Genomic DNA, 26,574 nt, shown 5'->3' on the forward strand with positions numbered 1-26,574 from the left:
GTGGCCATTCTGGGCACAACCATCAGCCCCTATCTTTTCTTCTGGCAGGCCTCGCAGGAGGTGGAAGACGAAAGGGAGAGCGCGTCCCGCCAGCCTCTCGTTGATGCACCGGAACAGTCGAAGGGTGCCATCCATCGCATTCGCTGGGATACCTATGTCGGCATGGGCTTCTCGAGCCTGGTCGCCCTGGCCATCATGGTGACGACCGCTGCAACCCTGCATGTGGCGGGGAAAACAGACATACAAACATCGGCTCAGGCAGCAGAGGCGCTCAAACCGATTGCCGGCCAGTTTGCCTTCACAATCTTTGCGCTGGGCATTATTGGAACCGGCCTGCTCGCAATCCCTGTCCTGGCGGGATCGGCAGCATATGCCTTGGGTGAAGCCCGCAAATGGCCGATTGGGCTTGCGCGCAAGCCGAAGGAAGCAAAAGCGTTTTACGCAACCATTGCAGCGGCGACACTCATTGGCATTCTCGTTGATTTTTCGCCCATCGACCCCATCAAGGCATTGTTCTGGAGCGCCGTCATCAATGGCATCGTATCCGTCCCGGTCATGGTGATGATGATGTTGATGACGGCCAGAACCGACATCATGAAGAAGAACACCGTAAAGGGTCCGCTTTGCTGGATAGGCTGGCTCGCCACGGTCGTTATGGCTGCTGCCGTGATTGGCATGGTTTTGACTTCGTTCTTGTGATTGGTTTAGCGCATGCGGTGACTTATTCCAAACTTGAAAAGCGGAATGCCTCCGCACAAATTGCTGCGGAGGCACTCGTTTACGTCAAGGCAACATCATAAATTATTTAGCGGAATGCTTATGGGCTTCCGTTGTTGACTTATGCGCTTTTTCGCTGTGATCATGCGCCGCCGTTGAGTGATGCTTGGCCTCTTCGTTCTTGCCATGGGTGTGGGCATGTGCGGCTTCACGGTGATGGTGGGCAGCAGCAGCATGATGCCCTGCTGCGGTATGATGATGTTCATTTGAGGGATGGTTGGTAGGCATATTATCCTCCTTGGTTTCCCTTGGTCATGCCAAGGCATGACTCAACCCCTCAATCAGATGGTAGTTCCATCACTTTCTCGCAGCGACGCTCAACGCGACTGAATTGCGCGAATGGTAATCGCACCTTTGAGCCAACGTTTTCCCTATTTGCTCTGTCAAGAATGAATGGCTGGATAGAAGGCAAACGATCGGATAGGGGGTCGACCGCCGAAAAAATGTTCGGGTGAACGCAACATCTAACAATGTAGACCTTTGAGATAATCTTCCAGATCAATCCCGGAAGAATAACCTCGCTTCTCGCGCTGACTTTGTTACCACCCGCCATCAACGTAAACGCCACGTCATTTGCGTGGTTATGGCAAAGGTGATCTGCTGCTTCCAGTTCTCCCTTGAAAAACCGAGATATCGGGGAAATACCACGACGTAGCTTGGTAAGTTTTTACGCGGCCTGTGGCAGCCGCGACGTAAAGGTTGCCCGCGTGATCGCGACAGTCGTCCCGTTAGGACTGCTGTCGATGTTCATTTGAGCATCAAGCTGCTTCACCAGGGCTTGCACAATAGCCGTTCCCAATCCACCAACACTTTCAGCTTCGAAAATTGTGTTCTTGCCGATCCCATTGTCGGAGACGGTCAGTTTCCAGTCGGCCTTTGCGATCTCGTAGGTGACCATGATGGCATCCCCATCTTTGCTTATTGGGAAGGCATATTTGATGGCGTTGATAACCAGTTCAGTCACGATCAATCCAAGACTGACAGCCTTGTCTGATCCAATCGAAGCCTTGTCCGATGTCGACTCAACGCTGATAGGCTTAGTCTCTCCGATCATCGAAGAAGCCAGACTACTGCACAGTTTTGACAGATACGAGCTGACTTCGATCTGGTCGATGCCATTGAACGTGTGCAAATGGCGTTGAACCTCGGCCACCGACATCACCCGTTGATGTGCATCCTCAAGATGCAATCGCGTCTCGTCCGACGTGACGGCCCGCGCTTTCAGCAGCAATATGCTTGCTATGATCTGCAAGCTGTTGGCGACACGGTGCTGCATTTCCTGAAGCAGCATGTCTTTTTGCCGTAAGAGCTCTTCGGTCTGTTTTAGAAGATCGTCCTTCTCCCGCTCAATCACACGGCGTTCTGTCACATCGGTAAAGGCAAGCAGGATCGTTGAAATGCTCGTATCGTCGTAAAGTACTTTGCGGGCATTGAGGAGCATGGTCCTCCTGCCGATATGAGGAAAGTCATGCTCCACCTCGAAACCATCCATCGCTGTTTTCTCGGGGATGATGGTTTCCAGAAGAATTCGTAGGGCAGGGATGTCCCATTGCCCGTCGCCGAGTGAGTAGAGCAACTTTCCATGCGTATGTTCAGGATTAACCATGAACGCAGCGTAAAATGAGCGGCTCGCAGCCAAGACATGAAAGTGATCGTCGAGAACGACAAACGGTTCAGGAATCGTATTGACGATTGCCTGGGCGAGTTTCTGCGCATCTTCAATATTCTGAAGGTTGATCATGAAACAAAGTCGAACCGATCTGGATGAAATAGCGCGTGTCAAATTCTCTGCCTATATGATCCCTAGGGATGATAGACCGTTCCTCTCCCGATGTCGCGAAAGCATTTCAATGGAATGATCACTCTTTCACCGCGGCGGCAAACTGGCGATTATGGGAGCGAGGCCTGGGAGTATCGAAGGATGAAGTTCGACGATGGCTCAACCAGACCTCTGCCACGAGTAAGAACTCCCAAATCTCACTCCCGGTACTATATAAACTAAAGTATTCGCTAAACGTTCCAATACCCAGGTGCGATGGAAGCTGAAGTCTTCGGCATCGGATGTGAGGTCGGAATTCCTCGAAGAAGGCATGTCGAAGTTTGTCACATGTTGCGGGTCGTCATACTGGCTTGATGGTGACGTTGAAAAACGGCTTCTGGAACAAGACTTTTCAAGCCCACTGTGTCTTATCTTAGTGCTTGTTTTCTCGTTCGGAACAAAACTACGGCAAAGGCATTCAGCTACATAAGTGAAAGGAGCGTTCCCATGCCGCGTGCCAATTGGAAGGGATACCTGAAGATTGCAGAACTGACCTGTCCAGTTGCGCTTTATACAGCTGCATCCACGTCGGATCGTATTGCTTTTCATACATTGAACCGTTCAACGGGCCATCGCGTCCGACGACAATATATTGACAGTGAAACGGGAAAACCCGTCGAAACGGAGGACCAGGTCAAAGGTTACGAGGTTGGAAATGATGATTACGTTGTGCTCGAGCCGGATGAAGTTGCGTCGGCAGTTCCAGCCAGCGACAAAACGTTGCTGATTGATGTTTTTGTCAAATCCGATGGCATTGATGATGTTTATTTGGACAAGCCCTATTATTTGTCACCGTCTGACACGTCCGCGATGGAAGTCTTCGATTTGATCCGGGAAGGGATGAAATCAGCAAAGTCTGCTGCTTTGGCATGCACGGTGCTATTCCGGCGAATGCGCACCATACTCATTCAGCCTCACGGGCGTGCACTAATCGCCACGACCCTTAATTTTGAATACGAGGTTCGTTCGGCCAAAGAAGCTTTCGGCGTCATTCCCGAGATGGAAATCAGCAGTGAGATGCTGGATTTGGCTATACACATTATCGAGACAAAAAAAGGCACGTTCGATCCGCACAGATTTGATGACCGCTACGAGGCTGCGCTTGGCGAAATGATCAAGTCGAAGCTGGAGGGCAAAACGATCAAGCCTCCAAAAGCGGCCAGCGAAGGCAAGGTGGTTGATCTCATGGAAGCCCTGCGACAGAGCGCCGGCATGAAAAAAGCCGGATCAGCGCGCGCGAAGTCCGCAAAGCCAACAGCGTCGGGGCGAAAGAAGGCGAGCTGACCCATGGCCGTATTGGAAACATACCGCCAGAAACGTGATTTTGCGAAGACACGTGAACCGAAGGGTTCAAAGGCAAGAAAGTCCGGCAACAGTTTTGTCATTCAGAAACATGACGCTACTCGTCTTCACTATGATTTGCGGCTGGAGATGGATGGTGTGATGAAAAGCTGGGCTATTACGCGCGGTCCCAGTCTTATGCCGAGCGAAAAGCGTCTTGCCGTGCATGTGGAAGATCATCCGATCGAGTACAATACATTTGAGGGCACCATCCCCAAGGGCGAGTATGGCGGCGGCACGGTCATCATCTGGGACAAGGGATATTGGACACCTGTCGATGACGCGGCCAAGGGGTATCGGAAAGGCCATCTCGAATTCGAGCTGCACGGCGAGAAACTGCATGGACGATGGCACCTTGTGCGGATGCAGCGCAGGCCAAAGGAAAAACGGGAAAACTGGCTGCTTATCAAGTCAGACGACGATGCCGCGCGAAAAGGAGGTGAGCCGGATATACTCGAGGAGCGTCCAGAATCGGTAAAATCTGGCAGGGAGATTGATGACGTGGCCGGACAAGCGCCGGGCTGGTCATCCAAAACAGGAAAGATCAACAAAAAGAAGAAAGAAACAATCTCGAAAAAACCACGGAAGTCAAAGATTGAAAATATCGATCTGGATCCGTCCAAGCTGAACGGAGCCAAAACGGGTTCTCTGCCCCGTTTTGTAGTGCCTGCACTGGCTACGCTGTCGCAAAAGCCGCCTGTCGGCGACCAATGGATTCACGAAATCAAGTTCGATGGCTATCGGTTGCAGGCGCATATCCAGGCAGGAAACGTGAAGCTGTTCACCCGAAGCGGGCTGGATTGGACTGCGAAATTCGGCAAGCAACTGACAGCGGCGTTCCAGGCACTGCCAATCGGGAACGCTCTCATCGATGGCGAACTCATTGTCGAGACCGCATCTGGAGCGTCAGATTTTTCCGCTTTGCAGGTGGCACTCAGCAATGGGGAAACCGACCACTTTCGCTTCTATGCCTTCGATCTGCTTTATCTCGATGGCTATAATATTAAATCCGTCCCGCTCATCGGACGAAAAGCGCTTCTGCAGCGGATCATCGGCGTAGATGCTGGCCTGATCAACTACAGTGACCACTTTGACGAGGCGGGCCATCTTGTTCTGTCGCATGCCTGCCGTCTCAGTCTTGAAGGCATTGTCTCCAAACTGCGCGATGCACCCTATCCATCCGGTAGGGGGAAAACATGGATCAAATCCAAATGCTCGTTGCGGCAGGAATTTGTTATTGCAGGGTTTACGTCGTCATCAACGTCGCGCAAGGCAATTGGCTCGCTCGTGCTTGGGGTCTATGCAAAAGGCAAATTGCAGCACGTGGGGCGTGTTGGAACCGGTTTTACCACACGTTTGGCAGAGGAGCTCTTTCGCCAGCTGAGCGGGCTTCGTATTGATAAGAGTCCGTTTGCTGAAAGGCTCGATGCCCTTGAAAGCAGAAATCTCCGCTTCATCAGACCGGTCCTCGTGGCGGACGTCGAGTTTCGTGGATGGACCGCTGATGGAAGTCTACGCCACGCTTCGTTCCGCGGACTGCGGGAGGACAAGCGTGCAAAGGACGTCGTGAGGGAAACACCCAAAATGTATGGCACATCAAAGCAACCGAAACGCACCGTGACACTCACACATCCTGACCGCATCTACTGGCCGGATGCGGGTGTGACCAAGGAAGGTCTTGCCGACTATTATACGGAAGTATGGCGCTACATCGAACCTTTCGTTGTTGGCAGACCGTTGGCGCTATTGCGCGGGCCTTCCGGCACCGACAGCCAGCTATTCTTCCAAAAGCACGCATGGAAAGGTTTGAACGAGCATATCGATCTGATCAAGGATCCGAAGGAAAAGTCAGGGGAGCCGCTGATCAGCATCAATGACCTCGATGGGCTGATTGCCCTCGTTCAGTCGGCGGTCCTTGAAATCCATCCATGGGGCTCGACAGTCAAGGATTGGGAACACCCCGATATGATTGTCATGGATCTTGATCCCGGTCCTGAGGTTGAATGGCAGGCCGTCATTGACGCCGCCCTTGAAACCAAAACCCGACTGGAACAATTCGGGCTTGCACCGTTCGTCAAGACTTCAGGGGGAAAGGGTCTGCATGTGGTTGCGCCACTCCTGCCGAAGGCGACATGGCCAGCTGTAAAGACTTTCACCAAAGCAGTTGCCGAAGCCATGGCAACTGATGCTCCAGATCGTTATGTCGCAACAGTTACCAAATCCAAACGGCAGGGTAAAATCCTGATCGATTACCTGCGCAACCAAAGAGGCGCGACAGCGGTGGCACCCTATTCGACGCGAGCACGTTCTGGCGCTCCTGTTTCCATGCCGCTCGACTGGGGGGAACTTGATCTTTCAATTGGGCCTGCCTATTTCACCGTCAATAACGCCGTTGCACGCATCGGCGCCTTGTCCAGCGATCCATGGCAGGATTTTCGTAAATCCGCCAAACCGCTGCCCGCGGCAAAAACAATGCGCATGAAGGGCTGATACTCCTCTAGATCCCAATATGCGATCAACGTTTCTTCGAGCCCTTGCTTTCGGATGCCAGACTTTTCTTCAGCGCATCCATGATATTCACCACATTGCTCGCCTGTTGGGGCTCTGCCTGAGCTTTTGGATACTTCTTTCGTCCCTTCTTTCTTGCGCTGATGATGTCGAGCAAGCGCTCCTGGACGGGATCACTGAGCAGGGAAGCATCCCAGGATCTGGTCCGCTCCTTGATGAGCTCGGTCATCAGTCCTAAAGATTTTGCCTCGATTTTCCGGCTTTTCACGGCATCGAAATAGTCCTGCTCGTTGCGGACTTCGTCGCCATAGCGAAGGGTCCAGACGACAATGCCCCTGTCACGCGGCTCCAGCATGACAGCACGTTCGCGGCGATAAAGCACAAGGCGTGAGATGCCGACTGTCTTCGTAGCGGCCATGGCATCTCTGATAACCGAGAAAGCTTCTTCGCCGACGGGATCATCGGGCAGGAGGTAATGAGGTTTGTCGAGCCATATCCACTCAAGGCTACCGTGGGGCACAAACATATCGATGTTTATCGTGCGTGTGCTTTCCAGGCCGATCGCCTGCAACTCCTCGTCTTCCAGTATGATATATTCGTCTTCGCCGCGCTGATACCCTTTGACCTGCTCGTCATCGTCGACAGTTTTCCCGCTGACTGAATCGATATATTCACTGACGACGCGGTTCCCGGTTTTGCGATTGAGCGTGTGAAAACGGACTTTCTCATTGTCGGTCGTTGCCGGCATCATCGTCACCGGACACGTGACAAGCGAAAGCTTCAGATAGCCTTTCCAGAAAGTGTGCGTGGCCATAGCGGTACTCCGGCAATTATCAAAAACGACTAGGTATCCGATCGGTTCCAAAACCACTTGGTAATCAGCGCGACGCGATCGGCCATGCCCACGTCCTGGGCTGACTTGTTCATAGCCAGTAGATAGACGCAATATCAACCCAATTGAGACCGACGAACGTTCCTGCCACCGCGACACATTTCGCAATGATACAGATTCGTCCGTTTTATTGCGTCGACTTCAAATCGGATTTTCGCGCAAAGATTGGCACCAATCCACATCTTGCCTATCCTGTATCAAGGGTAGGTTCAGTATCCCTTCATGACTACATTCTTTTGATTTCCTCCGCAATTTAAAACATACTCGGCTCATCTCTCGAACGACTGTGGGCATCCTCTGGTTCGAGAGCTTTCATGCCAAGTTACGTACCTTTGGTTCACGAGCCCAATAACGTTTGGATGCAGCCTCCACGAAGCCCTTACTTGTCTCCACAACGCCTTCATCAGGTGTTATGCCCGCCTTATCAAGTAGTGGCTTGGAGTCGGCCACGTATCCAATAGCTTTCAGATGACTGAAGGCGTCCCTCACCCATTGAACTGCTGCTCCGTCCCTTAATAGAGTTTCCGTTGCGGCTTCCGTAGTCAGAACCGCTACTGCATCAAACAATTGCGAGGGTGAACCCTGCAGCTGGCCGTCAACTTTGATTTTCTTGCCATCCGATAGCGTTGGTCCACCGATCTTCGGAGCGATCAACACCAAGGTGGCTCCGGCTTTCTCGACTGTTTTCCTGAGGGTCGTCAGAGCTGCTGCGTCTGTTCCATCCGCTATAAGTACCGCGATCGTTCGACCAATCAAAGTCTCCTTCATATTGCCGTGGATACTCAGGGCAGGTGAGGAGCCCATGTCGATAGGCGCTCGTGCTGCCGCGTTTTTTTGAGGGAGCTTTATGCCCAGACCGTCCGCGACGCGTTTCGCCAAATCCTCGTCGACGTTGCGCAAATTGGCCACCATCCGTGGCGGAACCTGCTCTAGAGCCACCTTCGACAACTCGAAGACAAATGACGACGCAATATGAGCTTGTTCCGAGGGCTGTTGTGAATGCCAGAATAGCCTGGGCTGGCTGTAATGATCGGCGAATAGTTCGGCGCGAACGCGCAGTTTATCACCCTGTTCGTCATGCTCTGAACGTCCTTCGAACGTGCTGAATCCCGTTACCGGACATTCGCGGGGCCCGCCGTCCTCATTGTGGTTGGCAAGACTATTGGGCTCATAATTTGCGCGTCCCTTTGGAACGTTCATTTGCATCTGTCCATCGCGTTGAAAATTCATGACCGGACATTTCGGCGCATTGATTGGCAACTGATGGAAGTTTGCAGTCCCGAGGCGGGATTTTTGCGTATCCAAATAACTGAATAACCTGCCTTGCAGGAGCGGATCATTGGAGAAATCAATACCGGGAACAATGTTGGCCGGGCAATACGCGACCTGTTCGGTTTCCGCGAAGAAATTGTCAGGATTCCGGTCGAGAACCATCTTCCCGACGAGCTTGATCGGGACGACTTCCTCCGGAATGAGCTTTGTTGCATCTAACACATCATAAGGCTGAGCGTCAGCAAACTCCTGATCAAACAGCTGCAGCCCGAGTTCCCATTCCGGATAGTTGCCGGAATGGATGGACGCCCAAAGATCGCGGCGATGATAGTCATTGTCTGCCGCCTGAAGTTTCAGTGCTTCGTCCCAGACGGTCGACTGAAGGCCAAGCTTCGGCTTCCAATGGAATTTGACAAAAGTGGATTTTCCCGACGCGTTGACAAGCCGGAACGTATGGATGCCGAATCCTTCCATCATGCGCAATGACCGAGGGATGGTGCGATCGGACATGGCCCACATCAGCATGTGTGTGGTCTCCGGCATAAGCGACGCCCAATCCCAAAATGTGTCGTGTGCGCTGCCAGCTTGCGGGAACGCACGATCAGCTTCCATCTTTACCGCATGAACAAGATCCGGAAACTTGATTGCATCCTGAATGAAGAATACGGGAATGTTATTGCCAACGAGATCCCAGTTTCCCTCCTTGGTGTAGAATTTGACGGCAAATCCTCTAACGTCACGCGGGGTGTCAACTGAACCCGCGCCGCCGGCGACTGTGGAGAATCGGGTGAATAGTGGTGTTTTTTCACCTACGCGCTGAAACAGGTCGGCTTTCGTAATGTCAGCCAATGACTCATAGAGTTCGAAGTATCCGTGTGCAGCAGAGCCTCGGGCATGGACAATGCGTTCTGGAATACGCTCGTGATCAAAGTGAAAGATCTTTTCGCGAAGGACGAAATCCTCCAGCAGCGTTGGCCCGCGTTCGCCGGATCTGAGACTATTCTGATTGTCAGTGACGCGAATGCCCTGATTTGTCGTCAGATGATCCGCGGCCTCGTGAGGGCCTTTCTCCGGAACATGCTGATGTGTCTCGCCGCCATTGCCTTTATCCGTGTCGAATGTGCTGGTCATGGGAAAATCCTCCGCGCTTGATCGAATACAATCTAACGACGGATGGAGGGGATGGTTCCTGATGGTGAACACAAAGAGAGAGCGACATATCACTGCACAGTTCGGCGAACAATCTCGCCTTCCACGGGTATCTCACAAACCGGAAGCGAGGATTGTCCTCTTGGTAACCCCGCATCAACATAGAGATTGGTATGATTTGAAAAAAGAGGGCCGGATGGGGCTATACGGGGAACGAATATCTGTGGGCCGCTTGTTGCACGGGAGAGTAATAACTTAGAAAATGTGACCCGGATATGGCTTTTCAAGAAGAGGCATGGCAGTTGCCTTCATCTTCACCTGCCAGGTCTCGTGCTGCACTTAATGCGGCCGTTTGGCTTATGATTAACGCAATGGTAACGGTCAAATCACGAATGTTGTTTTCGATCATCTATTCGTAATAAGTATGATCCTATGCAAACGTCGTTGAGACCGGCCGGAGGCGGGCAATCGCATCGCGTGGTAACGTCCCGATAACGACGGTCTTCTTCAGCTTTTCAGCAAGATTAATGACGTGCTAACCGGCACGACACGTCCTCCCTGTGAATGTCGCATGACAATTTATTCTGACTTGGTTTCAAATGGTTGAACAGCAGTGGATGAGGTGGGGCATAGACTGCTTGTCGAGGTAGGGATTAACCGAGCCTCGCGCCGAATCCGACGACAATCCGGTATGGTTCATCTGTACAATGCGCATTGTCATAATCAAGCCGCTTGCGCGTTGGGAGGCGCGCTCTACTTGCATTCAGAAATGAAAAACCCCGCCGAAGCGGGGTCGATGGCAATCCTCGATATTTTTACCGATGCTTGCGGTATCCACCTACGTAGTGGCTACCCTTACCATGGCTATTATAGCCGCCGACGCGGTGGCTTCCTTTTCTGTTTGCTGCTTCCGCGGCACTAGCCAATACCATAGCTGAGATGGCCAATGCAGTTGCAGCAACAAACATCATTTTTGCAGTTTTCAATTTGTATCTCTCCGACTCTTTACTGAGTGCGAAATTAAGCTCGCATGTTTATAGGGAGGGATTCAAGTATCCGGATTGCCGCAAATTAAGAGTTAAACCCGTTCCAGTCGTTTACAGTGCCCTTGCTGCGCTCGACGTTACGGTGGCAAACGCGGTTTAGCCGCGTGTCCTGAACGTTGCAGCTGGCTTACAGTCTTGGAACCCTCGTGTCTCCCCAACGTTACAGGGCAGGAGGAAATAACAATGATGCATGTAGCTATTGTCGGTCCGCTGACGGACTACGAATATGAAACTCCGGAATTGCGCCATGCACATTGCATGGAGACCATGCGGGAAAGGTTTCTGGATGAGGTGTCGACGAGCGATATCCGTGTGATTGCCGATGAGGCAGAATTGGCCGGCTGGACTTATCGAGAGGTGCAGCGGGCAATAGATGCGCTTGTTGCAGAGAAATCAAAGCAGGCTGGCGCGGAACCGTGCTGATGCGAAAGTTTCCGTTTGAATCGGTCACGGTTGAAACCAAGAAAATTGGTGCCTATCGGAACATCACCTCAGTTGAAGAAGCTGCGGAGTTTCTGCTGACCGATTGGCCAGCTCGCCACGGTCCGACATATTTGGCTGCAAGACAAGTGAGCCTCGATACAATGGAAGGCACACGTACAATTGACGAGGCAAGGGCGGCTTTTATAGAAGCAGCGAAGGCCGCGGATATTTTCATCCGGGAAGGGAATTAGAGTTCAGAGCGCGTTCGTGTTAGACACTGTTTCTGAGGTTACTACTTCGGCGGCATGAAATACCGTGAGCAAACGATCATGTTCTTCGACGAAGTTCATAATGTCTCCATCGTCGTAGTTTTTCTCAATCAGATCGCCGATTTTGTTGGCGGCAAAATTGCGAACCATCCGAATCTTTTCTTCGCGAGTAGCCGTGCTTTTCACCTATGCTTGTGGGTAAAAGACAATTTCCATAGGTGAGTTTGATTTTCAAGTGACATTTGAGGCCACAGCCTAAATCCGGACCAACCGCTGTCGTGTCTTTGCAAACACCTTCCATATTAACTGTCAGATTTATGTAGATCACCATAGCAACGTGTTTTTCAATTTGCCCTGCGAACGGCAGGGTGACTATTCTGCCCGGTCGAAATTACAGCGGATTGTAAGAAGGGCAGACTCTACCGAGTAATGGAATGCCAGTTGCCAAAGGCTGTCGCGCAGTGCAAGCCGTTCAGCGTTGCCATCGGCTCAGACGAAGACACGATCTACGTGGCGAAGACGCACGAAGGTGAATTGCTAGCTGTGAAGGTCAGCCAGTTCGATTGAACCATTAATTTGCTCAATTCGCACCAATCGCCTAATCGGTTTATACAAGCTGAAATTGTGAAGAGCTTGGTCTGGCCCTGTAAGTGGTCCTTTCTGAAGTGCGGCTTTGAAGCGATAAAGAATCTTGAGAATGCCAAGCAAAGGACGCAAGCTCAAAGAGCTTGTCAGGAAACTGCCTCAGGTAGACGTGTCTGTACCTCGGGCTAACGGCTCCGCTCCTCGGCGGCGAGCTCAAATACATAATCCTGCAAGGATATTGATCCACGTTCCACTTCATCCAAAACCGGGAAACTTCCATCCATGGTCAATGCTGTCATGCCAACGTAGGACTTGGCGGCAGTTTTTGAGAACCCTATGGTTTCGAAAGATTTTGTCCATTGGTCGCGTGGGGTGGTCACAACATTGATTGGTTTTGCAAGCGCATTTGCAAAAGTTGCAGCAACGTCGGCCGGGGTGTAGCGTTTGGGACCCTCTACATAATGAGGCCCGGTCCGCTCTGCGGTCTGGATCAGAAGACCTGCTGCAATCCGACCGATATCCTGGGGAGCCACCATCGGTAGCTCAAAATCTGAAGGAAAAAGAGTGTGGATCACACCTTGCTCGCGAGCAGTTTGCAAAGAAGCGTCCCAATTGCTCATGTAATAGGCGGCCCGAATGATGCTGACGGGAATTTGCTTCGTCTTCAAACCTTGCTCGAGATCAAAAAGCGTACCCAAATCGCCGATGTGTTCCCCGGCCTGTGCACCGTAGGTTGATTCAGCCACGATCTTTTCGAGGCCAGAATCGTCCAGTGCAGCCAGAATGGCTGATATCGTTCTTCTCTCTTCAAAATCCGTATTGGTTGCTGGATCAGCCGGTGGGTTTAGGAGAAAAAGACGTTTGCCGTTGCGAAAGATATTCCGCAAACCGTCGACATCATGGATGTCAGCAACCGCTATTTTGGCACCTTTTCTGCGGAGGCCATCCGCTTTGGCAGGATCACGCGCCACCACTGTGACGGACTTTTTGCTCTCCAACAGAGTTTCGGCAACTGCAGACCCAATGTGACCGGTTCCACCAAGGACGATGTACATGTGTTCTCTCCGACATGAATAAAGACCGTTAAAGCATAACCAATAGATCGCATGGAGGTTCCTGTGATTTGGGCTGTAAGAACCAATTCATTGAATGGACCTATATGGCCGGCCAGGCATTCACGGTGAGGGCGATCACCACAGGTTCTTCCCATCGATGACAGTCACTGGCCACTCAGCGGCTTCAAAATTGTCGAAAAGACGCGCGTTGACACAGATTCGTCTTGTCTTCCCGTCCCAGCTTCCGTCCTTTTTGAACGCGGGGCTGTCGGCATACAGATCACAGCCGCACGCGCTACAGAAATGGTTTGCCACTTTCTTCGAATTCCAGCGATAGACAGCGTCGCTGTCGGCCTGTACGACCTTGAACTTGTCGGGCGTGTAATAGGCATAGAAATGCCCTCGCTTCGAGCAGAACGAGCAGGTGCAGCGCGTCAGCGCCTCGGGCAGTTCGCCGTCGATTTCGAATGCATTGCGTCCGCAATGGCAGTGCCCGATCAGGGTCATCATACTCTCCTCGTCGCGTTCGATGCGCTATCCACGCGCTTTGCTACCCGGTCGCAAAGCGGCAGCCACTTGCCGTCGCGCCACCATTCCCATGTGATCGTCTGGGTGCTGCCACCCGCGTCGAATACGGTGCGGGCACGCTCAGTCGCGCCTTCCAGCAGCCAAGTTCGGCTATCGGTAGATAGAGCATAATGCCGATAGAACCCGTGATTCTCGAAGGTTCGCGCGAAATAACCTTCAGTGCCGGGTTCGATGCCCACGATGCTCATGGTGTCGAAGCCCGCCCCGCCGATCTGCGCGCGCTCATCCTGAATGAGAAAGAAATCGCCTGTATGCCAGCGCGCGGTATGGGTGCTGATCCAAGGGACGCCATTGGCTTTGGGCTCGGCACCCGATTGATCGGTTCCGCCGAACGACGTACCTTCGGCGTGCCATTCGCCCAGAAAGACCGAGAGCGCATCATGCGCGCTCCCACGGACCGGTGTCACTTCGCGGTCTTCGTTTGTCATTATTCGCTTCCTTTCGAAACGGTCGTCGTCAAATCTCCCGAATCCCGTCAGGCGCGGCGAAAAGCTTGGAAGCATGTCCGCAACTCCTCGGTGAAGAGCTGCGGAACTTCGAGCGCGGCGAAATGCCCGCCCCGATCCAGCTCGTGCCAGTAGAACAGCTTGGGATAGACTAGGGGCGCCCAGCTACGTGCCGCCGGAAGATCGTTCGGGAATACGCTGACCCCCACGGGCAACTCGACGCGGCCCGGATTGTTGTGCATGCCCATAAGCGCTGCCTGCTCAAGGTAGATTCTTGCCGACGACGCGGCGGTATTTGTCAGCCAGTATAGGGTAATTTCGTCGAGCATCGCATCACGGTTCAGCGCATTCTCGGGTCGCCCGGTATTGCCGGTTCCCCAGTTGAAGATGTCGTAAATCCAGGCGCATTGTCCAACAGGCGTGTCGGCGAGCGCGGAACCGATTGTCTGCGGGCGAGTCGATTGAAGTTGCAGGTAGGCTGAATTTCGCTCGCGGAATATTTTCCAGGCTTCGAGGGCGCGCTTCTGGTCATGCAGCAGCTTCGCCGGGATCTCGTCGGGAATAGTCTGCGCAAAGTTGAGGTGAATCGCGGAGAGTCCGGGCGGACTCTGCTGCGCCATCGCGGTCGAGACGAACGCGCCGAAGTCGCCCCCTTGCGCGACGTAATGTGAATAGCCGAGGCGCTGCATCAGCTCGACCCACGCACTTGCAATGCGCTCGACGTTCCAGCCGTGCTCCGTCGGCTTGTCGGAGAAGCCAAAGCCAGGCAGCGAAGGGATGATGACATCGAACGCGTCCGCCGCCGTGCCGCCATGCGCGGTTGGATCGGTCAAAGGGCCAATCACGTCACGGAATAATAAAATCGTGCTCGGCCAACCGTGCGTAAGGATGATGGGCAGGGCATTCTCATGACGGGATTTGACGTGAATGAAATGAATTCCAAGTCCATCGATCGATGTCTTGAACTGCGGCCATGCGGCGAGGTCTGCCTCGCACTGCCGCTAATCATAGGCAGTGCCCCAGTAGTCGACCAGTTCTTGTAAAACTTCGAGCGGGACGCCTTGATCCCATCCTGCGCCAGTCTCCCGGTCAGGAAAACGAGTTCGAGTGAGACGCGCGCGCAAATCGTCCAGCGCCGATTGCGGCGCATGATAAGTGAAGGGAACAATGCCAGCAGCACTCTGTGCAAAAACAGGGGTAAACGACAGAAGACTCGTCGCTGCAATCCCGAACAACACATCCCGGCGCGTCACCCATGCCGCCTTCACTGCACGTATTCCAGTTTCGGATACCAGTCTGTCCCGCGCCCGCCGGGCGTCAGATCGAGTATGGTCCATAAGGGTGTGGGGTCGGGCGCGCCGTGTGCGTCCTCTCCGGGATCGGCTGTGTCGCCGGACTCGCCCGCCCAGAAATGGCGCACCTTGTTGCCGTCCTTCTTCCACACATCAAGCGCCGGCCATTCGCTGCCGTCGGGAGCCAGACCGCGATAGTCCTTGGCAAAGTCATCGCCGACACACTGGTAGAACTTGAGATTGCGCCATCCCCGCTCGCGCGCAAAAGCAAGCTGTCGGGCAACAGGCGAGCGTCCGATGACCACCAGTGCGACGCGCTGTTCAAGATCGACTGCAGGTATATCCCATGAACCGAGCAACGATGTGCACATTGGGCAGGGTCGATCGCGCTCCGGCCCGTACATCCAAAAATAGGTGACGAGGGTATCATGTCGACCGAACATTTCGGCCAGCCCGGACGTCGTTCCTTGCTCGTCGAGGAATTCATAAGAGCGCGCCTCACCACCAAGCGGCAGCGCCCTACGTTGCTTTGCAACCCGTTCGATATGACGTCTGAGTTCGATTTCTTCGACGAGCAACGCCATGCGTGCCCTACGGTACTCAGCGCTGTCGTAGGGATATGGCTTCGCTGATTTCTCCGCGAGTTCTATAGCGGATGTGAAGCCCGCTACGTTTGGGCGCTCATCAACGCTGGGTGTTGAAACGTCTACCACAATAAGTTCCTCCCTGCGGTGAACGACAAACCTGACTGCGCGCATTTAGCTTAAATGCCGCGCCTGCAACACGGAGGCAAAAAACGTGTTCAGTGTATCGCTTGCACAGGAAACGCGATGTACGAACTTTCGTTCCGCATTTGCGCTCTTAATGAAAGAAGCGGACCGTCGTGGCATTACCCATGCTGGATATGGCCGCGTATACATCAAGTTTCGCTGTCACTGTCCGTCTGCTTGGCTGGAACAACTAGCAACACATCGAATGCGCCCCTCCCGACGGCAGGGCGCTTTTTCGATGTCGACGACAACAGTGGAAGAGAGGGAGAGATCCGACGGGACGGAATGAGTCCGGACTGATCAGGAGAGAGTTCCGTCCGAAGCAGGGCCCGATGTAATAAGGTTTCAATTTTTTGGGTGTTAAACCCAGAACACCAAAACCCTGCTAAAGTATTTCGTCGGTTCGATCGAATAATCCGGTATGTCAAACAAGGCGAATGGCGCAGGGCTGCGAAGCAATTTACAGCATTCACGAGAAAGAAGGCAGCTATGCAGCCTTCTTTCTGGTCGGAATGACAGGCAAGCATGATTATTACCAATCCAGAAGACCTAAATGCACACTACAACGAGCTATTTAGGCTTGGTGACATCGAAGCTTTAATTCACTTGTATGAGCCAAGTGCGGTCCTGTGCCCTTGTCCAGGGCATCCACTCACCGGTCATTCCGAGATCAGGAAACAGATGAATGCCTTGCTGAGCTTACACGGTGCGTTGTCTGCCACCCAGCTATCATGCGTTCAACAAGACGGCGTCGCGCTGATTCATGCCAGTTGGTCTTTCAAAGGCAAAGACGCAAAGGGCAACCCGATAGAAATGGGAGGGATTTCCTCGAAAGTGGCTCGACGAGGATCGGACGGCACCTGGCGTTATGTCATTGATATGGGGGCTCTCATTTAGCGGCGGTCTGGTAAATGAATTTCTTTGAAACGCCCCATCGAAGATCATGGTCTTCACCGTAGCGAATTGGTCGATTGTGTAGGGAGTGTATGCTGATCGCAATTTGTTGACATGCCTGCCCCTATTTGCAGGGGCAGGCAATTTCCAACTATTTTTTCCAACGGCCTTCATATTTGAATTCTGGCGCGGCCTTTAGCTGATCTGCCGTCGCCGCCATTGTCGCTGTCCATTTTTTGTCGTTTTCCGAATATGAGACTTTAACGGCTGCCGGCGCCACGATGACATATTTTTCACCCAAGCTCAGAATGCCGCCCACGGAAACGATGTACCCCCCCAACTTGCCTTCCGAAAGGATAAGATCCTTGATTTCACCGATGGTTTTGTTCTGCCCATCCACAATATTCAATCCCAAAAGGTTATACGATAGAATATCAGTCGGCTGGGCTGTAACAAACGTTTCGGTGGCGGTTGTCGTTGCCGTTTGGGCACCTGCCATGGAAATCATCGAGGTGGCCAATGCCATTGCAATCAAAATACGGCGCATAGTTTTCTCCTGCTTATTACGAAGGTTCATGCCTTCGCAGGAACTAACGGCACTACCGCCATTAGGTTCCCCGTATGATCGGTAGCTTTGAGATGCAGAAATGGATGAGGTAGTTTATGCTTCCCCTTCGTCGCGGTCTGCAGTGTCTCGTCACACCGAGCAATATTGGCGCCACGTTTGTCGCAAATGCTGAACGAATTTATTCTTCTTCTATTTATTGAACGGTCCAAATTTTCTATGCAAGAGAAATGCAAAAAAGCCCCAGGAGAAAACCAGGCCGACGAGAATTAAAAGAATGATGAAGCTCATGAACAACATAGAATGACCAACTATAATTTGAAGAGCTGCGGAAAACTAGGGTCAGGACCCATGAATATGATCCTTCGCGAGAGGAAAACATCGGACTTTCAACCCTAAAAAAGCCGGATGCAATCGCGGTCATCCATACGATCATGAAAAGGCTTATTTCTTGATGCGGCCCCAGGGGCCCTACAGTTTCGTCAGGCAAGCAGGTTGTTCAGGAAAAGGGTTTTCGGCCTTCAACGATCGGGGTAATCTGGCCATCTTCCATGTGAAACACTCCGCTTTGGCCACCTTGACGGGCAAAATCTGTTTCAAGCTCGCCCCATCTGCCCAGGAAGATTCCACAGGTACTGCAGTGGATCGGAGTATCGGAATTGGCATTGGACGGAATATCCAGATAGATCGTACCACAGTCCTTGCAATCAAGCTTGTGGTCAAGGTTCAATACCATAACAACCTCCAACAATGAACGGTTGGCAACGACTGTATTCCGAACCATTGAATTTTCAATATTCTTTTGAAAACCAGGTAACCGGAGAAAGAATGAGACGGAGTGAGGCTCGACCAGGGGTGTGTGGGGACTGCTGTGTCGAGCCTCACGTTGTACACTGGAGAGTGACAACACCATAGTGTTGCCGCGAAGATATGGATTTTTAAAGGATAGCAATGTTGGCAAAATAAAAGCCAAGTGCGCTGTGTCGACAGTTGTCGTGCCTGATTCACCTTCTCGAGCGAATGTGCTGACTTCCGACAGGAGTGATATTCGGCTTAACTCTCCGGAACAACTCTTTCGGTTATTCATTTAACGCGTATGGAAAAGCTGTCATTTGACCATGTGACAATAAAATCATGGCGCACCGGGCAGATTGTCGTCGTTAGCAACGCACCTGATGCACTTGCCTCGCTTGAGCATTGGCCAAGCTGCACCGGTGATAATTATGCAATTGCTTGTGATGCGTGCCGAAAGTCAATTAACGGCGAACTCTCTGCTGATAGCGTGCGGCGTGCTTTTGTCGAAGCTGCCCAGGAAGCTCAAATTATCGTGCTGGAACAGACAGGAGCTCAACTCATAGAGATTGCCATTGCACATAAGATTTCATCACACAAACCAAATGAGCAGCCGTGAATGCCCTGGGATGGATAAGATATTTAACCTGAACGCATTTTAGGATTGTCGGGAATTGCGACTTTTTGCATTGAATCTTTTGCAATCTGGTACATCCATGCAACACGGCAAAGAAGCAACGAGGCTTCACAGACGGAAAAGGGACAGCGTAACCATCCATATTGAGGAACCGTTGCAAGGCCGATACGTTTCTGTGAGAACGCTTAGGAGCACATTAGATGAAGCATTCCATCGGACCCGAGGGAATCCGCGACGTGGTTCACCACCGGCCTTTCTGAAGGCTTTCAAAGCGCCAACACAGAAGATGAACAGACGTGAAGGGAATAAGATTGCAGAACGCATAAGTCTGCATCGCACCAACCTGAAAATGCAGGTTGCAGGATGACGCCTGCCCGATTCAGTGATTGCCTTGCAAGACTTGGCGTGGATATTGATGATATCGTCAAAAATCTGGAATGCGATCCGGCGCTGATTCAGACTTGGATCAATGCCGAGCGAAGGATTCCGCTGGCAATATCGGCTTGGCTGGAGACCAGTGTCCGGCGAGGCCGCCTGACAAATCCGCCGCGCTTTTGGAACAGGGGCGGCTACTCCCACCGCGTCAGCTGATCAATTTGCACAGAAAGGGGACTATATAAGTCGTGGGGTAAGCATGGCATGAGCGTTATGACACGCCACTCCAATGGCTAGTACTGCCCGGAATAAAAGGACATTTGCGTGAGTGCCCCACAATTTTATATAGTCCCCACAGAAGGACATTGCCTCCATGACGAATTCTCATCCCAACGTTTTACTTGAAACGCCCCGCCTGAGGATGCGGCTTTGGCGTCTCGAAGATCGAGAGGCATTTCACGCATTGAACGTCGAGCCCGATGTGCAACGATATCTGTCCCCTTTGACACGTGCAGGATCGGATCAGATGCTGGATCGTATAGATCGGCAGTTTGATGACTGCGGATGGGGCTTTTGGGCGCTGGAGGAAAAGAGTGCAGGTCAACTCATAGGCATGTGCGGGATCGCACCCGTCACATGGGAAGCGCCATTTGGACCGGCCGTCGAATTAAGCTGGAGACTTTCATCGAAGTGGCAAGGCAAAGGGCTCGCCAGGGAGGCTGCGGAGGCGTCGGTGCATTTCGGATTGGTGATGCTGAAGCTCGAAAGATTAGTCGCCTTCACCGCTCCAGCTAACACCGCATCCTGGGGGTTGATGGAGCGCCTTGGCATGCAGAAAGTTGGCAGTTTTGACAACGCCCCACTCCCTGAGGGGCACCCGTTGAAGACGCAGGTCCTTTACGAGATCAAACGGGTTATTTGAACCTGAAGTTGAAAGAGGCAAGGACGCTGCGACCGTCGCATGCGAAAGATCTGCTCGAACTCTGGAGCTGGCATCTCTCGGCGACGGCAGCTTGGACGACTGAGTTGATTCAACGATTTGAGGCAGGGGACCATAAAAAGTTGTGGGGCAATTGCCGCGTCAGGTACGGTTCTGTTGGATCCGGCACGTAGGAACGTCAGTGCTGTCATTTTAAAAAGCGGTGTTTAGGCGACACCCTACTCTCAATCATCTATTGCCCCACAACTTTTTATGGTCCCCTAACTGCGAGCACATTAAACCGGAAAGGTCAGCGCGCCCTGTCGAGAAACACACGGACCATCTTAGTCGTGGCTTCGGGGTTTTCTTCCATGATCCAGTGACCGGAATCGGGGATAATGCCCTCAGTCACGTCGGTTGCCGCTGCGCGCATCACGGTTGCCATCATCGGGCCGAACGACTTCTCGCCACCAATCGCCAGGATCGGCATGGACAGCTTGCCGCCGGCAGCGAGGAGGGCCCGGTTGTCGGCCGCATCCTGATCGAAGGCGGCGAACTGGGCGAAGCCCGAATGCATGGCGCCCGGAAGGGCGTACAGCTTGGCATAGTGCTCACGCGAAGCCTCGGTAAAGTGGCTCGGAGTGGCCGAGAATTCGTTCCAGAAGCGATCGAGATAAATGCGTTCGCGGCCAGCAACGAGGCGTTCCATATCCGGTCCGCCGAAGCGGAAGTGCCACAGCAACGGGTTTTTCAAGATCTCCTCCCACGGCCCAACGCCAGGCACGGGCGCATCGATCAGCACGAAGCGATTGACCCGCTCGGGATACTGGGCTGCGAAGGCAAAGCCGACCATGTTGCCGATATCGTGCGCGACCAGATCGGCGCGATCGATCTTGAGCGCATCGAGCACGCCGGCCACGTCGCCGGCCTGGGTCTTCTTGTCGAAACCGGCTTCCGGTTTAGAGGAGAGGCCAAGCCCACGCAGATCGGGAACGATGACTTTGTGATCGCGGGCAAGGTCACTCGCCATCGGCGCCCACATATCGCCGGTCTCACCATAACCATGCAGCAGAACCACTGCCGGTCCGTCACCACCGACGCGAACATGGATGGTCGCGCCGTTGGTCGTGATCTCCTGTGTCTTGAAAGTATCCGGAAAGTCCGGAACCTGAGCGCTGGCGGGCACTGCGAGAGCGAGTATTCCCAGAGCAAAGACGAATTTCAGCATTGTCTTATCTCCCACCTGGCGGGAAGGCGGTCGGTGCGACCGTCGCTATCAACCCCGTTGGTCAGTTATGACTATCACCGGCATGACGTTCGGAATAGACATTCAAAGATGGGCCTAAATTCCGGAAATTCCGAACTGGCCTGCCCCCGAGTGGCGATCCGGGTTCAATGCTAGTGCAGATTTGGTCTGATTGCCATCACTGGCGTTGCTAAGTGTGCATCGCGTTTCAAAAGCCCTCTACGCCCACGAACGTAAACGCGCCGTCTACTTTCATGAGCGTGGTGAGATCCGTGATCGATCACTCGACAATTAACATCAGTACTGGTCCCTTTACTCAATGTGTCCTAATATGCCGGATATATGACATTTAAGACACGAATTTCTTACTCTATCTTCAGGGCTCCACACTCAAAAGGTACGGCGCTGATCACAGGCGCATCGTCTGGCATCGGTGCGATCTACGCCGACCGCTTGGCGCGCCAAGGCTACGATCTGATCCTCGTGTGTCGCACGGCAGTTAACCGTAAGAATGAGCCGGTAAATTGGGAGGCGGCCCGCAGTTTGCGAAGGTACAAACCAAATGGTTGAACTCGTAGAGGATCAGAATTGGTCGGTTATCGTCTAGGGATAAATCTGGCCAGTTTGAACTATGCCAACGGCAATTTTCTTTCAAAAGTTGCATCGCATCCGTCCTGGTAACCAGCTCGCCATTCCGACCAATCCTCTGTATGGGGAAAATATGGATTTGGAGCAGATAAATCGCTGCTGTCAGGGTACCGCATCAACCCCGAATTATAGCCGATCGAATAAGCGCAGGACCCGCGAACGCCACCCGTTCCGAATGCCCATTTGAAAAACTCACGCACCTGGATTATCTGCACAGCGATCCACATCTTACAGCCATTTGTCAAATTGGAACGTGTCATGCTTTCGTGACGCATCTTGCGGCGCTCGAGGCGCCATCAAAAGTCCGTTCCTCTTGCAATAACACAGGACGAAGTGTTTGGTTCCTTTGGGTGGCGAGTTGATATCAACATCTATTCAGCACTGTTGGTTCGGCTAATTTCATTTATTTTTCTGATAGCGATCAATCGCCTAACCCCTGACGAGCATCGCGCCATAGTGGTTAAACCGGCATCCGACTTAAGATTTGATAGTCGGGATCGATTTTGCAGCACTCGCGTTCCGGTAGGGCGCCAATGAAGTAGTTCGCTTCATTATTTGTAACCCTCTACCAAAGGACATTCGTAGTCATGAAGGAAGCATTGATTACAGTTCTCGTTGTCGAAGACGAGATCCTTATTCGTATGGACATTTCAGAAGCGTTGGAGAGGGCAGGATTTGGTGTATTGGAGGCGGGTAATGCAGATGAGGCGATTGCGATATTAAATCAACGCGATGATATTCGTGTTCTCTTTACGGATATTGACATGCCGGGAAGCATGGACGGCCTTAGACTCGCGGCGGCCGTACGGGATAAGTGGCCGCCTATAGAGATTATTGTCACTTCCGGCCATCAGCAAATGACTGATGACAACCTCCCAGTGGATGGTCGTTTTTTCGGCAAGCCTTATCGACCTGGGCAAATCATAACGGCGGTACGTGAGTTGTTGAGAATGGAATAGATATCGAACTTTACATCGCTTACTATTCCCTATCGATCCTATATGGATGTTGACGGTGGCCATCGCGAAATATAAATCGGAGACTGGTGTAGCTTGAGCGGTCCGGTGTTTCCGTCCGGCTTGATTTCCAAGAAATGGATCGATTGAGATGGTCACGCGTAAAAAACCGTCGGTTGTCAAAACTGGGATTGCCGGATTAGATGAAATCCTTCGCGGTGGATTGCCTTCATCCAATTTCTACATTTTGCAAGGTGCTCCGGGGTCTGGTAAAACCACGGCCGCATTGCAGTTCTTGCTTGCCGGCGTTGAGAATGGTGAGCGCTGCCTGTACGTCAGCCTTTCCCAGACAACCGCCGAACTTAAATCAATAGCTGTTTCTCATGGCTGGTCACTCGATGGCATCCAGATCGAGGAGTTATCGGCATCTGATGCTGTGAATGGTGCATTGGATCAGTCAATCTTTCAAACCACAGAGCTTCGCCTTGACGAGACACGATCAGCCGTCGAAAAAGCTATCGAAGAACACAAACCCCATAGGCTGGTCTACGATTCACTCCTGGAAATCCGCTTGATAACAGGTGACTCCCCGCGTTTCCGTCGGGAACTGCTGGCTTTCAAATCGTTCCTTGCTCGCCATAGTGTAGTTGCCATGCTTCTGGACACCCAGACAAATGGCTCGGTTGAACGCAGCGGCGAAGAAGTGGAAGGTATCGCCCATGGGGTGATCCGGTTCGACAAATCGCTTGAAGAATATGGCGGAGTGCGTCGCCAGGTTGAAGTCAGCAAAATGCGTGGAGTTCCAGTCGCCGATGGCTATCACGATATGGCAATTCGCGAGGGCGAGGGGGTAATTGTCTATCCAAGGATCATTCCGGGAACGGCCTCCGAAAACGGCAAACCGCAACTCATCAAATCGGGTGTCACTTCGCTTGATGAGATGTTCGGCGGTGGACAGGAGGCGGGGACCACTACGCTCGTGATCGGCCAGTCGGGTACGGGCAAATCCACGATGTCCTCCCTGTACGCTACCGCGGCCCTGAAGCGCGGCGAAAGCGTAGCGCTCTTTCTGTTTGAGGAACGCCTCGAAACTTTTTTTCGGCGCTCCGAAGGGCTGGGCATGGATCTGCGCCAGTTTCACAAGGACGGCCAGCTGATCATTCGGGATTTCAATCCCAACGAGATTTCGCCAGGCGAATTTGGCAAGATCGCGCAAGACGTGGTTACGCGTGAAAAATCTCGCGTGGTGGTAATAGACAGCTTCACGGGCTACTTGAATTCACTCCCGCATCGCGAGAAAGCCGTGCGAGACATTCAATCCTTGTTGAAATATCTCGCCCGATCAGGTGTTTTGACCATGTTGATCGTCGCGCAACATGGATTGCTGGGTCAAAACGTCGGGATTGATGTTGACGTCAGTTTTCTCGGTGACACCGTGCTTCTGTTGAGAATTTCGGAACACGAGGGAAAACTTAGACGCAGTATTACGGTGGTGAAGAAACGCCATGGTCCGCATGACCTCGATGTCAGAGAACTCCTGATCGAGAGTTCCGGTGTTAGCGTCGTGTCCTACAATCCCCTGCCAGAGGCATAATGAACGCCAATACTCACGGCGAGCTGGATTGGGTGCTTGTTCTCGCGCCCTATAGGAAGGATGCGGCCTATATCGAGATGCTGCTCGTCGAGCACGGGATAAATACAAGAATCTGCGCCAAAACGGATGATCTCACCGATCTCCTGAACGGGGTACCCGCCGTTATTCTGGTTACTCACGAGTCACTCACATCTCAGACAATCGATACCATAGCAAGCCATTTGTCGCTTCAGCCTAATTGGTCTGACCTGCCGATCTTTATTCTGCTTGATCGAAAAGCACCGCAACCCCGCATCCGAGCTGAACTCGAGAAGCGATGGCCACAGGCAAGACAACTGTTCTTTCAAAGGCCAGTGGTGGCCCTCGAACTGGTGAGCGGTGTCCAGTCCGCACTTCTTGTCCGGTTGCGTCAGCGGGACGTCAGAGACTTTATCGCGCGCGAGAGGGAACTGCGTTTCGAACTTAACCATCGCGTCAAGAATATTCTTGCCAGCGTGACGTCCATATTTCGCATGACCAGCCGTGGTGCTGATACGATCGATGCCCTCACCAAGGATTTCGAAGGTCGCTTGGCAGCTTTGGCTAACGTTCACTCCGCAGTTTTCGAACAGGGAGGCGACACCGTCGCCCTGAGAGGGATCGTTGACCTCACTTTGAAGCCTTACAGCACTGACACGATCAAGAGGTTTCGCGCCGAAGGTCCTGATCTCATGCTCACTCGAGATGCAGGTACGACACTAGCACTTTGTCTGCATGAACTCGTCACTAATGCCATCAAGTATGGGGCGCTGTCGACCGCGGAAGGGCGAATAAGCATAATTTGGGAAATTACCGCCTCTCAACCGCAGATGTTAAGGTTGGAGTGGAGCGAGAGTGGTGGACCTACGGTGAAAGAACCAACCAGAGCAGGTTACGGCACCCGGTATATCCGCTCGGCTCTTGCCGCTGTTTTCGGAGAAAAACCCGTTGTAACGTTTGAATCACATGGACTGCGGTGTATTGTAGCCGGGCCGGTTTCAAACGTCATGGCAAAGGGCTGAAACTCACTTTTGGACTATCGGCGCCTGGGTTTGTTCCCACGTTTCATGTCTCGAATATTGAGAAAATCTGATCCTGAAGGCGGTTGGCGCAGATTTCCGGTTTTATCCTTACGCGGCGGCCCCATATAAACTTTTCTGACGGCCGTCGAAGATGCCGAACAAGGCTCATGCTCCGAGAAGCGACAGGGAACAAGTTGTACTTCCAAACATTCCTGTGCATGGAAAAGCTGTTGTTTGACCATATCACTGTCAAATCGCCGCGTACCGGTCGAATTGTAGTCGTTCGGGACGTGAAACACGCACTGACATTGCTGTCGGAACATTGGTTCAGGCATCGCAGTGAAACGCACGGTATTGCCTGTGAGGCCTGTCGCGAGGCCATGGAAGGGAAGACAGCTGCTGAGAATGCCCGCTTCGCTTTTATCCAAGCCGCTCAGGAAGCGCAGATTCTGGTTTTAGAGCGGACCGGTCCGCAATTGGTCGACACAGCGATTGCACACATGATTTCGGCACACAAACCCAATGAGCAGCCCTGAGGGGATGTGGAAAACGTATATTTATGGATGCCGCTTGCCAAGCTGGTGCTCTAAATTATCAGGCTACGGGTAACTTCGAGGCGATTCCATTCATGAATGAAAATACTGATCCGGAACGGAGCCGCCGATTCTCCCACGTA

26 protein-coding genes and 2 pseudogenes are annotated in these 26,574 nt (G+C 52.6%); 15 read left to right on the forward strand and 13 right to left on the reverse strand.

All coding sequences use genetic code 11. The features are described from left to right. Positions 1 to 699 (forward strand): NRAMP family divalent metal transporter (locus ACIQWS_RS23645; RefSeq protein ID WP_403184878.1); only part of this gene is annotated, 699 nt, incomplete at its 5' end. A 102-nt stretch (positions 700 to 801) separates the two neighbouring features. Here ACIQWS_RS23645 and ACIQWS_RS23650 read toward each other — a convergent pair. Both ACIQWS_RS23650 and ACIQWS_RS23655 read right to left on the reverse strand, forming a co-directional pair. After that, entirely contained in the window at positions 802 to 1,005 is a 204-nt protein-coding gene (locus ACIQWS_RS23650) for a hypothetical protein (protein ID WP_223615546.1), read from the reverse strand. Between the two features lie 439 nt (positions 1,006 to 1,444). Further along, complete coding sequence (locus ACIQWS_RS23655; protein ID WP_223615545.1) at positions 1,445 to 2,518, reverse strand: sensor histidine kinase; 1,074 nt, start codon at positions 2,516 to 2,518, stop codon at positions 1,445 to 1,447. Between the two features lie 525 nt (positions 2,519 to 3,043). On the opposite strand from ACIQWS_RS23655, the gene ACIQWS_RS23660 reads away from it, so the two are divergent. After that, a complete protein-coding gene (locus tag ACIQWS_RS23660) occupies positions 3,044 to 3,880 on the forward strand; it encodes a Ku protein (RefSeq protein WP_223615544.1) in 837 nt (278 codons plus the stop codon). Positions 3,881 to 3,883: 3 nt separating this feature from the next. Further along, the gene (gene ligD / locus ACIQWS_RS23665) at positions 3,884 to 6,427 is read left to right on the forward strand and encodes a DNA ligase D (RefSeq protein WP_223615543.1); all 2,544 of its coding nucleotides are present in this window, start codon (positions 3,884 to 3,886) and stop codon (positions 6,425 to 6,427) included. Positions 6,428 to 6,452: 25 nt separating this feature from the next. Here ligD and ACIQWS_RS23670 read toward each other — a convergent pair whose 3' ends face one another. After that, positions 6,453 to 7,259 (reverse strand): Ku protein, encoded by an 807-nt coding sequence (locus tag ACIQWS_RS23670; RefSeq protein WP_223615542.1) that lies wholly within the window; start codon positions 7,257 to 7,259, stop codon positions 6,453 to 6,455. A 390-nt stretch (positions 7,260 to 7,649) separates the two neighbouring features. Beyond that, a complete protein-coding gene (locus ACIQWS_RS23675; protein ID WP_223615541.1) occupies positions 7,650 to 9,740 on the reverse strand; it encodes a catalase in 2,091 nt (696 codons plus the stop codon). A gap of 1,247 nt (positions 9,741 to 10,987) precedes the next feature. Between ACIQWS_RS23675 and ACIQWS_RS23680 the strand changes: the two genes are divergently transcribed. Together ACIQWS_RS23680 and ACIQWS_RS23685 are read left to right on the forward strand one after the other, a co-directional pair. Next, positions 10,988 to 11,227 (forward strand): hypothetical protein, encoded by a 240-nt coding sequence (locus ACIQWS_RS23680; RefSeq protein WP_223615540.1) that lies wholly within the window; start codon positions 10,988 to 10,990, stop codon positions 11,225 to 11,227. After that, on the forward strand, positions 11,227 to 11,478 hold the full coding sequence (locus ACIQWS_RS23685; protein WP_223615539.1) for a DUF982 domain-containing protein: 252 nt from the start codon (positions 11,227 to 11,229) through the stop codon (positions 11,476 to 11,478). Before ACIQWS_RS23680 ends, ACIQWS_RS23685 begins: the two co-directional genes overlap by 1 nt. A 3-nt stretch (positions 11,479 to 11,481) precedes the next feature. Here ACIQWS_RS23685 and ACIQWS_RS23690 read toward each other — a convergent pair whose 3' ends face one another. After that, positions 11,482 to 11,682, reverse strand: a complete 201-nt coding sequence (locus tag ACIQWS_RS23690; RefSeq protein ID WP_223615538.1) for a hypothetical protein — start codon at positions 11,680 to 11,682, stop codon at positions 11,482 to 11,484. Between the two features lie 255 nt (positions 11,683 to 11,937). Between ACIQWS_RS23690 and ACIQWS_RS23695 the strand changes: the two genes are divergently transcribed. Further along, positions 11,938 to 12,063: a hypothetical protein gene (locus ACIQWS_RS23695; RefSeq protein ID WP_264319177.1), complete on the forward strand. Its 126-nt coding sequence runs from the start codon at positions 11,938 to 11,940 to the stop codon at positions 12,061 to 12,063. Between the two features lie 203 nt (positions 12,064 to 12,266). On the opposite strand, the gene ACIQWS_RS23700 is transcribed toward ACIQWS_RS23695, so the two are convergent. From ACIQWS_RS23700 to ACIQWS_RS23720, 5 genes and pseudogenes are all read right to left on the reverse strand, one after another. Continuing rightward, positions 12,267 to 13,136: an NmrA family NAD(P)-binding protein gene (locus ACIQWS_RS23700; protein ID WP_223615537.1), complete on the reverse strand. Its 870-nt coding sequence runs from the start codon at positions 13,134 to 13,136 to the stop codon at positions 12,267 to 12,269. Positions 13,137 to 13,271: 135 nt separating this feature from the next. Beyond that, positions 13,272 to 13,643, reverse strand: coding sequence for a GFA family protein (locus ACIQWS_RS23705; protein ID WP_223615536.1), 372 nt, complete (start codon positions 13,641 to 13,643; stop codon positions 13,272 to 13,274). After that, on the reverse strand, positions 13,643 to 14,152 hold the full coding sequence (locus ACIQWS_RS23710) for a hypothetical protein (RefSeq protein WP_223615535.1): 510 nt from the start codon (positions 14,150 to 14,152) through the stop codon (positions 13,643 to 13,645). Before ACIQWS_RS23710 ends, ACIQWS_RS23705 begins: the two co-directional genes overlap by 1 nt. Positions 14,153 to 14,199: 47 nt before the next feature. Further along, positions 14,200 to 15,507 (reverse strand): annotated as a pseudogene (locus ACIQWS_RS23715) (epoxide hydrolase family protein). Continuing rightward, a complete protein-coding gene (locus tag ACIQWS_RS23720) occupies positions 15,435 to 16,046 on the reverse strand; it encodes a DUF899 family protein (RefSeq protein WP_226904783.1) in 612 nt (203 codons plus the stop codon). The pseudogene ACIQWS_RS23715 and the gene ACIQWS_RS23720 overlap by 73 nt, the downstream one beginning before the upstream one ends. A gap of 711 nt (positions 16,047 to 16,757) precedes the next feature. Here ACIQWS_RS23720 and ACIQWS_RS23725 point away from each other — a divergent pair. Then, entirely contained in the window at positions 16,758 to 17,129 is a 372-nt protein-coding gene (locus ACIQWS_RS23725; RefSeq protein ID WP_223615534.1) for a nuclear transport factor 2 family protein, read from the forward strand. Between the two features lie 148 nt (positions 17,130 to 17,277). Here the strand turns inward: ACIQWS_RS23725 and ACIQWS_RS23730 are convergent, their stop codons facing one another. Further along, positions 17,278 to 17,673 (reverse strand): PRC-barrel domain-containing protein, encoded by a 396-nt coding sequence (locus ACIQWS_RS23730; protein ID WP_223615533.1) that lies wholly within the window; start codon positions 17,671 to 17,673, stop codon positions 17,278 to 17,280. A 517-nt stretch (positions 17,674 to 18,190) separates the two neighbouring features. Further along, positions 18,191 to 18,427 carry a hypothetical protein gene (locus tag ACIQWS_RS23735; RefSeq protein WP_223615532.1) on the reverse strand — a complete coding sequence of 79 codons (237 nt, stop codon included), beginning with the start codon at positions 18,425 to 18,427 and terminating at the stop codon, positions 18,191 to 18,193. Between the two features lie 360 nt (positions 18,428 to 18,787). Here ACIQWS_RS23735 and ACIQWS_RS23740 point away from each other — a divergent pair, with 360 nt between their 5' ends. The 3 genes from ACIQWS_RS23740 to ACIQWS_RS23750 all read left to right on the forward strand — a co-directional run bounded on the left by ACIQWS_RS23740 (position 18,788) and on the right by ACIQWS_RS23750 (position 20,417). Further along, the gene (locus tag ACIQWS_RS23740; protein ID WP_223615531.1) at positions 18,788 to 19,102 is read left to right on the forward strand and encodes a DUF982 domain-containing protein; all 315 of its coding nucleotides are present in this window, start codon (positions 18,788 to 18,790) and stop codon (positions 19,100 to 19,102) included. Between the two features lie 423 nt (positions 19,103 to 19,525). Beyond that, positions 19,526 to 19,711: a hypothetical protein gene (locus ACIQWS_RS23745; RefSeq protein ID WP_403184889.1), complete on the forward strand. Its 186-nt coding sequence runs from the start codon at positions 19,526 to 19,528 to the stop codon at positions 19,709 to 19,711. A 157-nt stretch (positions 19,712 to 19,868) separates the two neighbouring features. Beyond that, entirely contained in the window at positions 19,869 to 20,417 is a 549-nt protein-coding gene (locus tag ACIQWS_RS23750) for a GNAT family N-acetyltransferase (protein WP_223615530.1), read from the forward strand. A gap of 307 nt (positions 20,418 to 20,724) precedes the next feature. Here the strand turns inward: ACIQWS_RS23750 and ACIQWS_RS23755 are convergent, their stop codons facing one another. After that, complete coding sequence (locus ACIQWS_RS23755; protein WP_223615529.1) at positions 20,725 to 21,642, reverse strand: alpha/beta fold hydrolase; 918 nt, start codon at positions 21,640 to 21,642, stop codon at positions 20,725 to 20,727. A gap of 360 nt (positions 21,643 to 22,002) precedes the next feature. On the opposite strand from ACIQWS_RS23755, the pseudogene ACIQWS_RS23760 reads away from it, so the two are divergent. From ACIQWS_RS23760 to ACIQWS_RS23780, 5 genes and pseudogenes are all read left to right on the forward strand, one after another. Then, positions 22,003 to 22,152, forward strand: a pseudogene (locus ACIQWS_RS23760) (hypothetical protein); the annotation flags it as partial. Between the two features lie 743 nt (positions 22,153 to 22,895). Further along, a complete protein-coding gene (locus ACIQWS_RS23765; protein ID WP_223615528.1) occupies positions 22,896 to 23,267 on the forward strand; it encodes a response regulator in 372 nt (123 codons plus the stop codon). Positions 23,268 to 23,415: 148 nt separating this feature from the next. After that, positions 23,416 to 24,858, forward strand: coding sequence for an ATPase domain-containing protein (locus tag ACIQWS_RS23770; RefSeq protein WP_223615527.1), 1,443 nt, complete (start codon positions 23,416 to 23,418; stop codon positions 24,856 to 24,858). Then, positions 24,858 to 25,898, forward strand: a complete 1,041-nt coding sequence (locus tag ACIQWS_RS23775; RefSeq protein ID WP_223615526.1) for a sensor histidine kinase — start codon at positions 24,858 to 24,860, stop codon at positions 25,896 to 25,898. The genes ACIQWS_RS23770 and ACIQWS_RS23775 overlap by 1 nt, the downstream gene beginning before the upstream one ends. A 230-nt stretch (positions 25,899 to 26,128) precedes the next feature. Then, positions 26,129 to 26,434: a DUF982 domain-containing protein gene (locus tag ACIQWS_RS23780; RefSeq protein WP_223615525.1), complete on the forward strand. Its 306-nt coding sequence runs from the start codon at positions 26,129 to 26,131 to the stop codon at positions 26,432 to 26,434. The last annotated feature ends 140 nt before the right edge of the window (positions 26,435 to 26,574 follow it).

It is taken from the genome of Phyllobacterium sp. NPDC097923, assembly GCF_044760925.1.
Classification (GTDB): domain Bacteria; phylum Pseudomonadota; class Alphaproteobacteria; order Rhizobiales; family Rhizobiaceae; genus Phyllobacterium; species Phyllobacterium calauticae.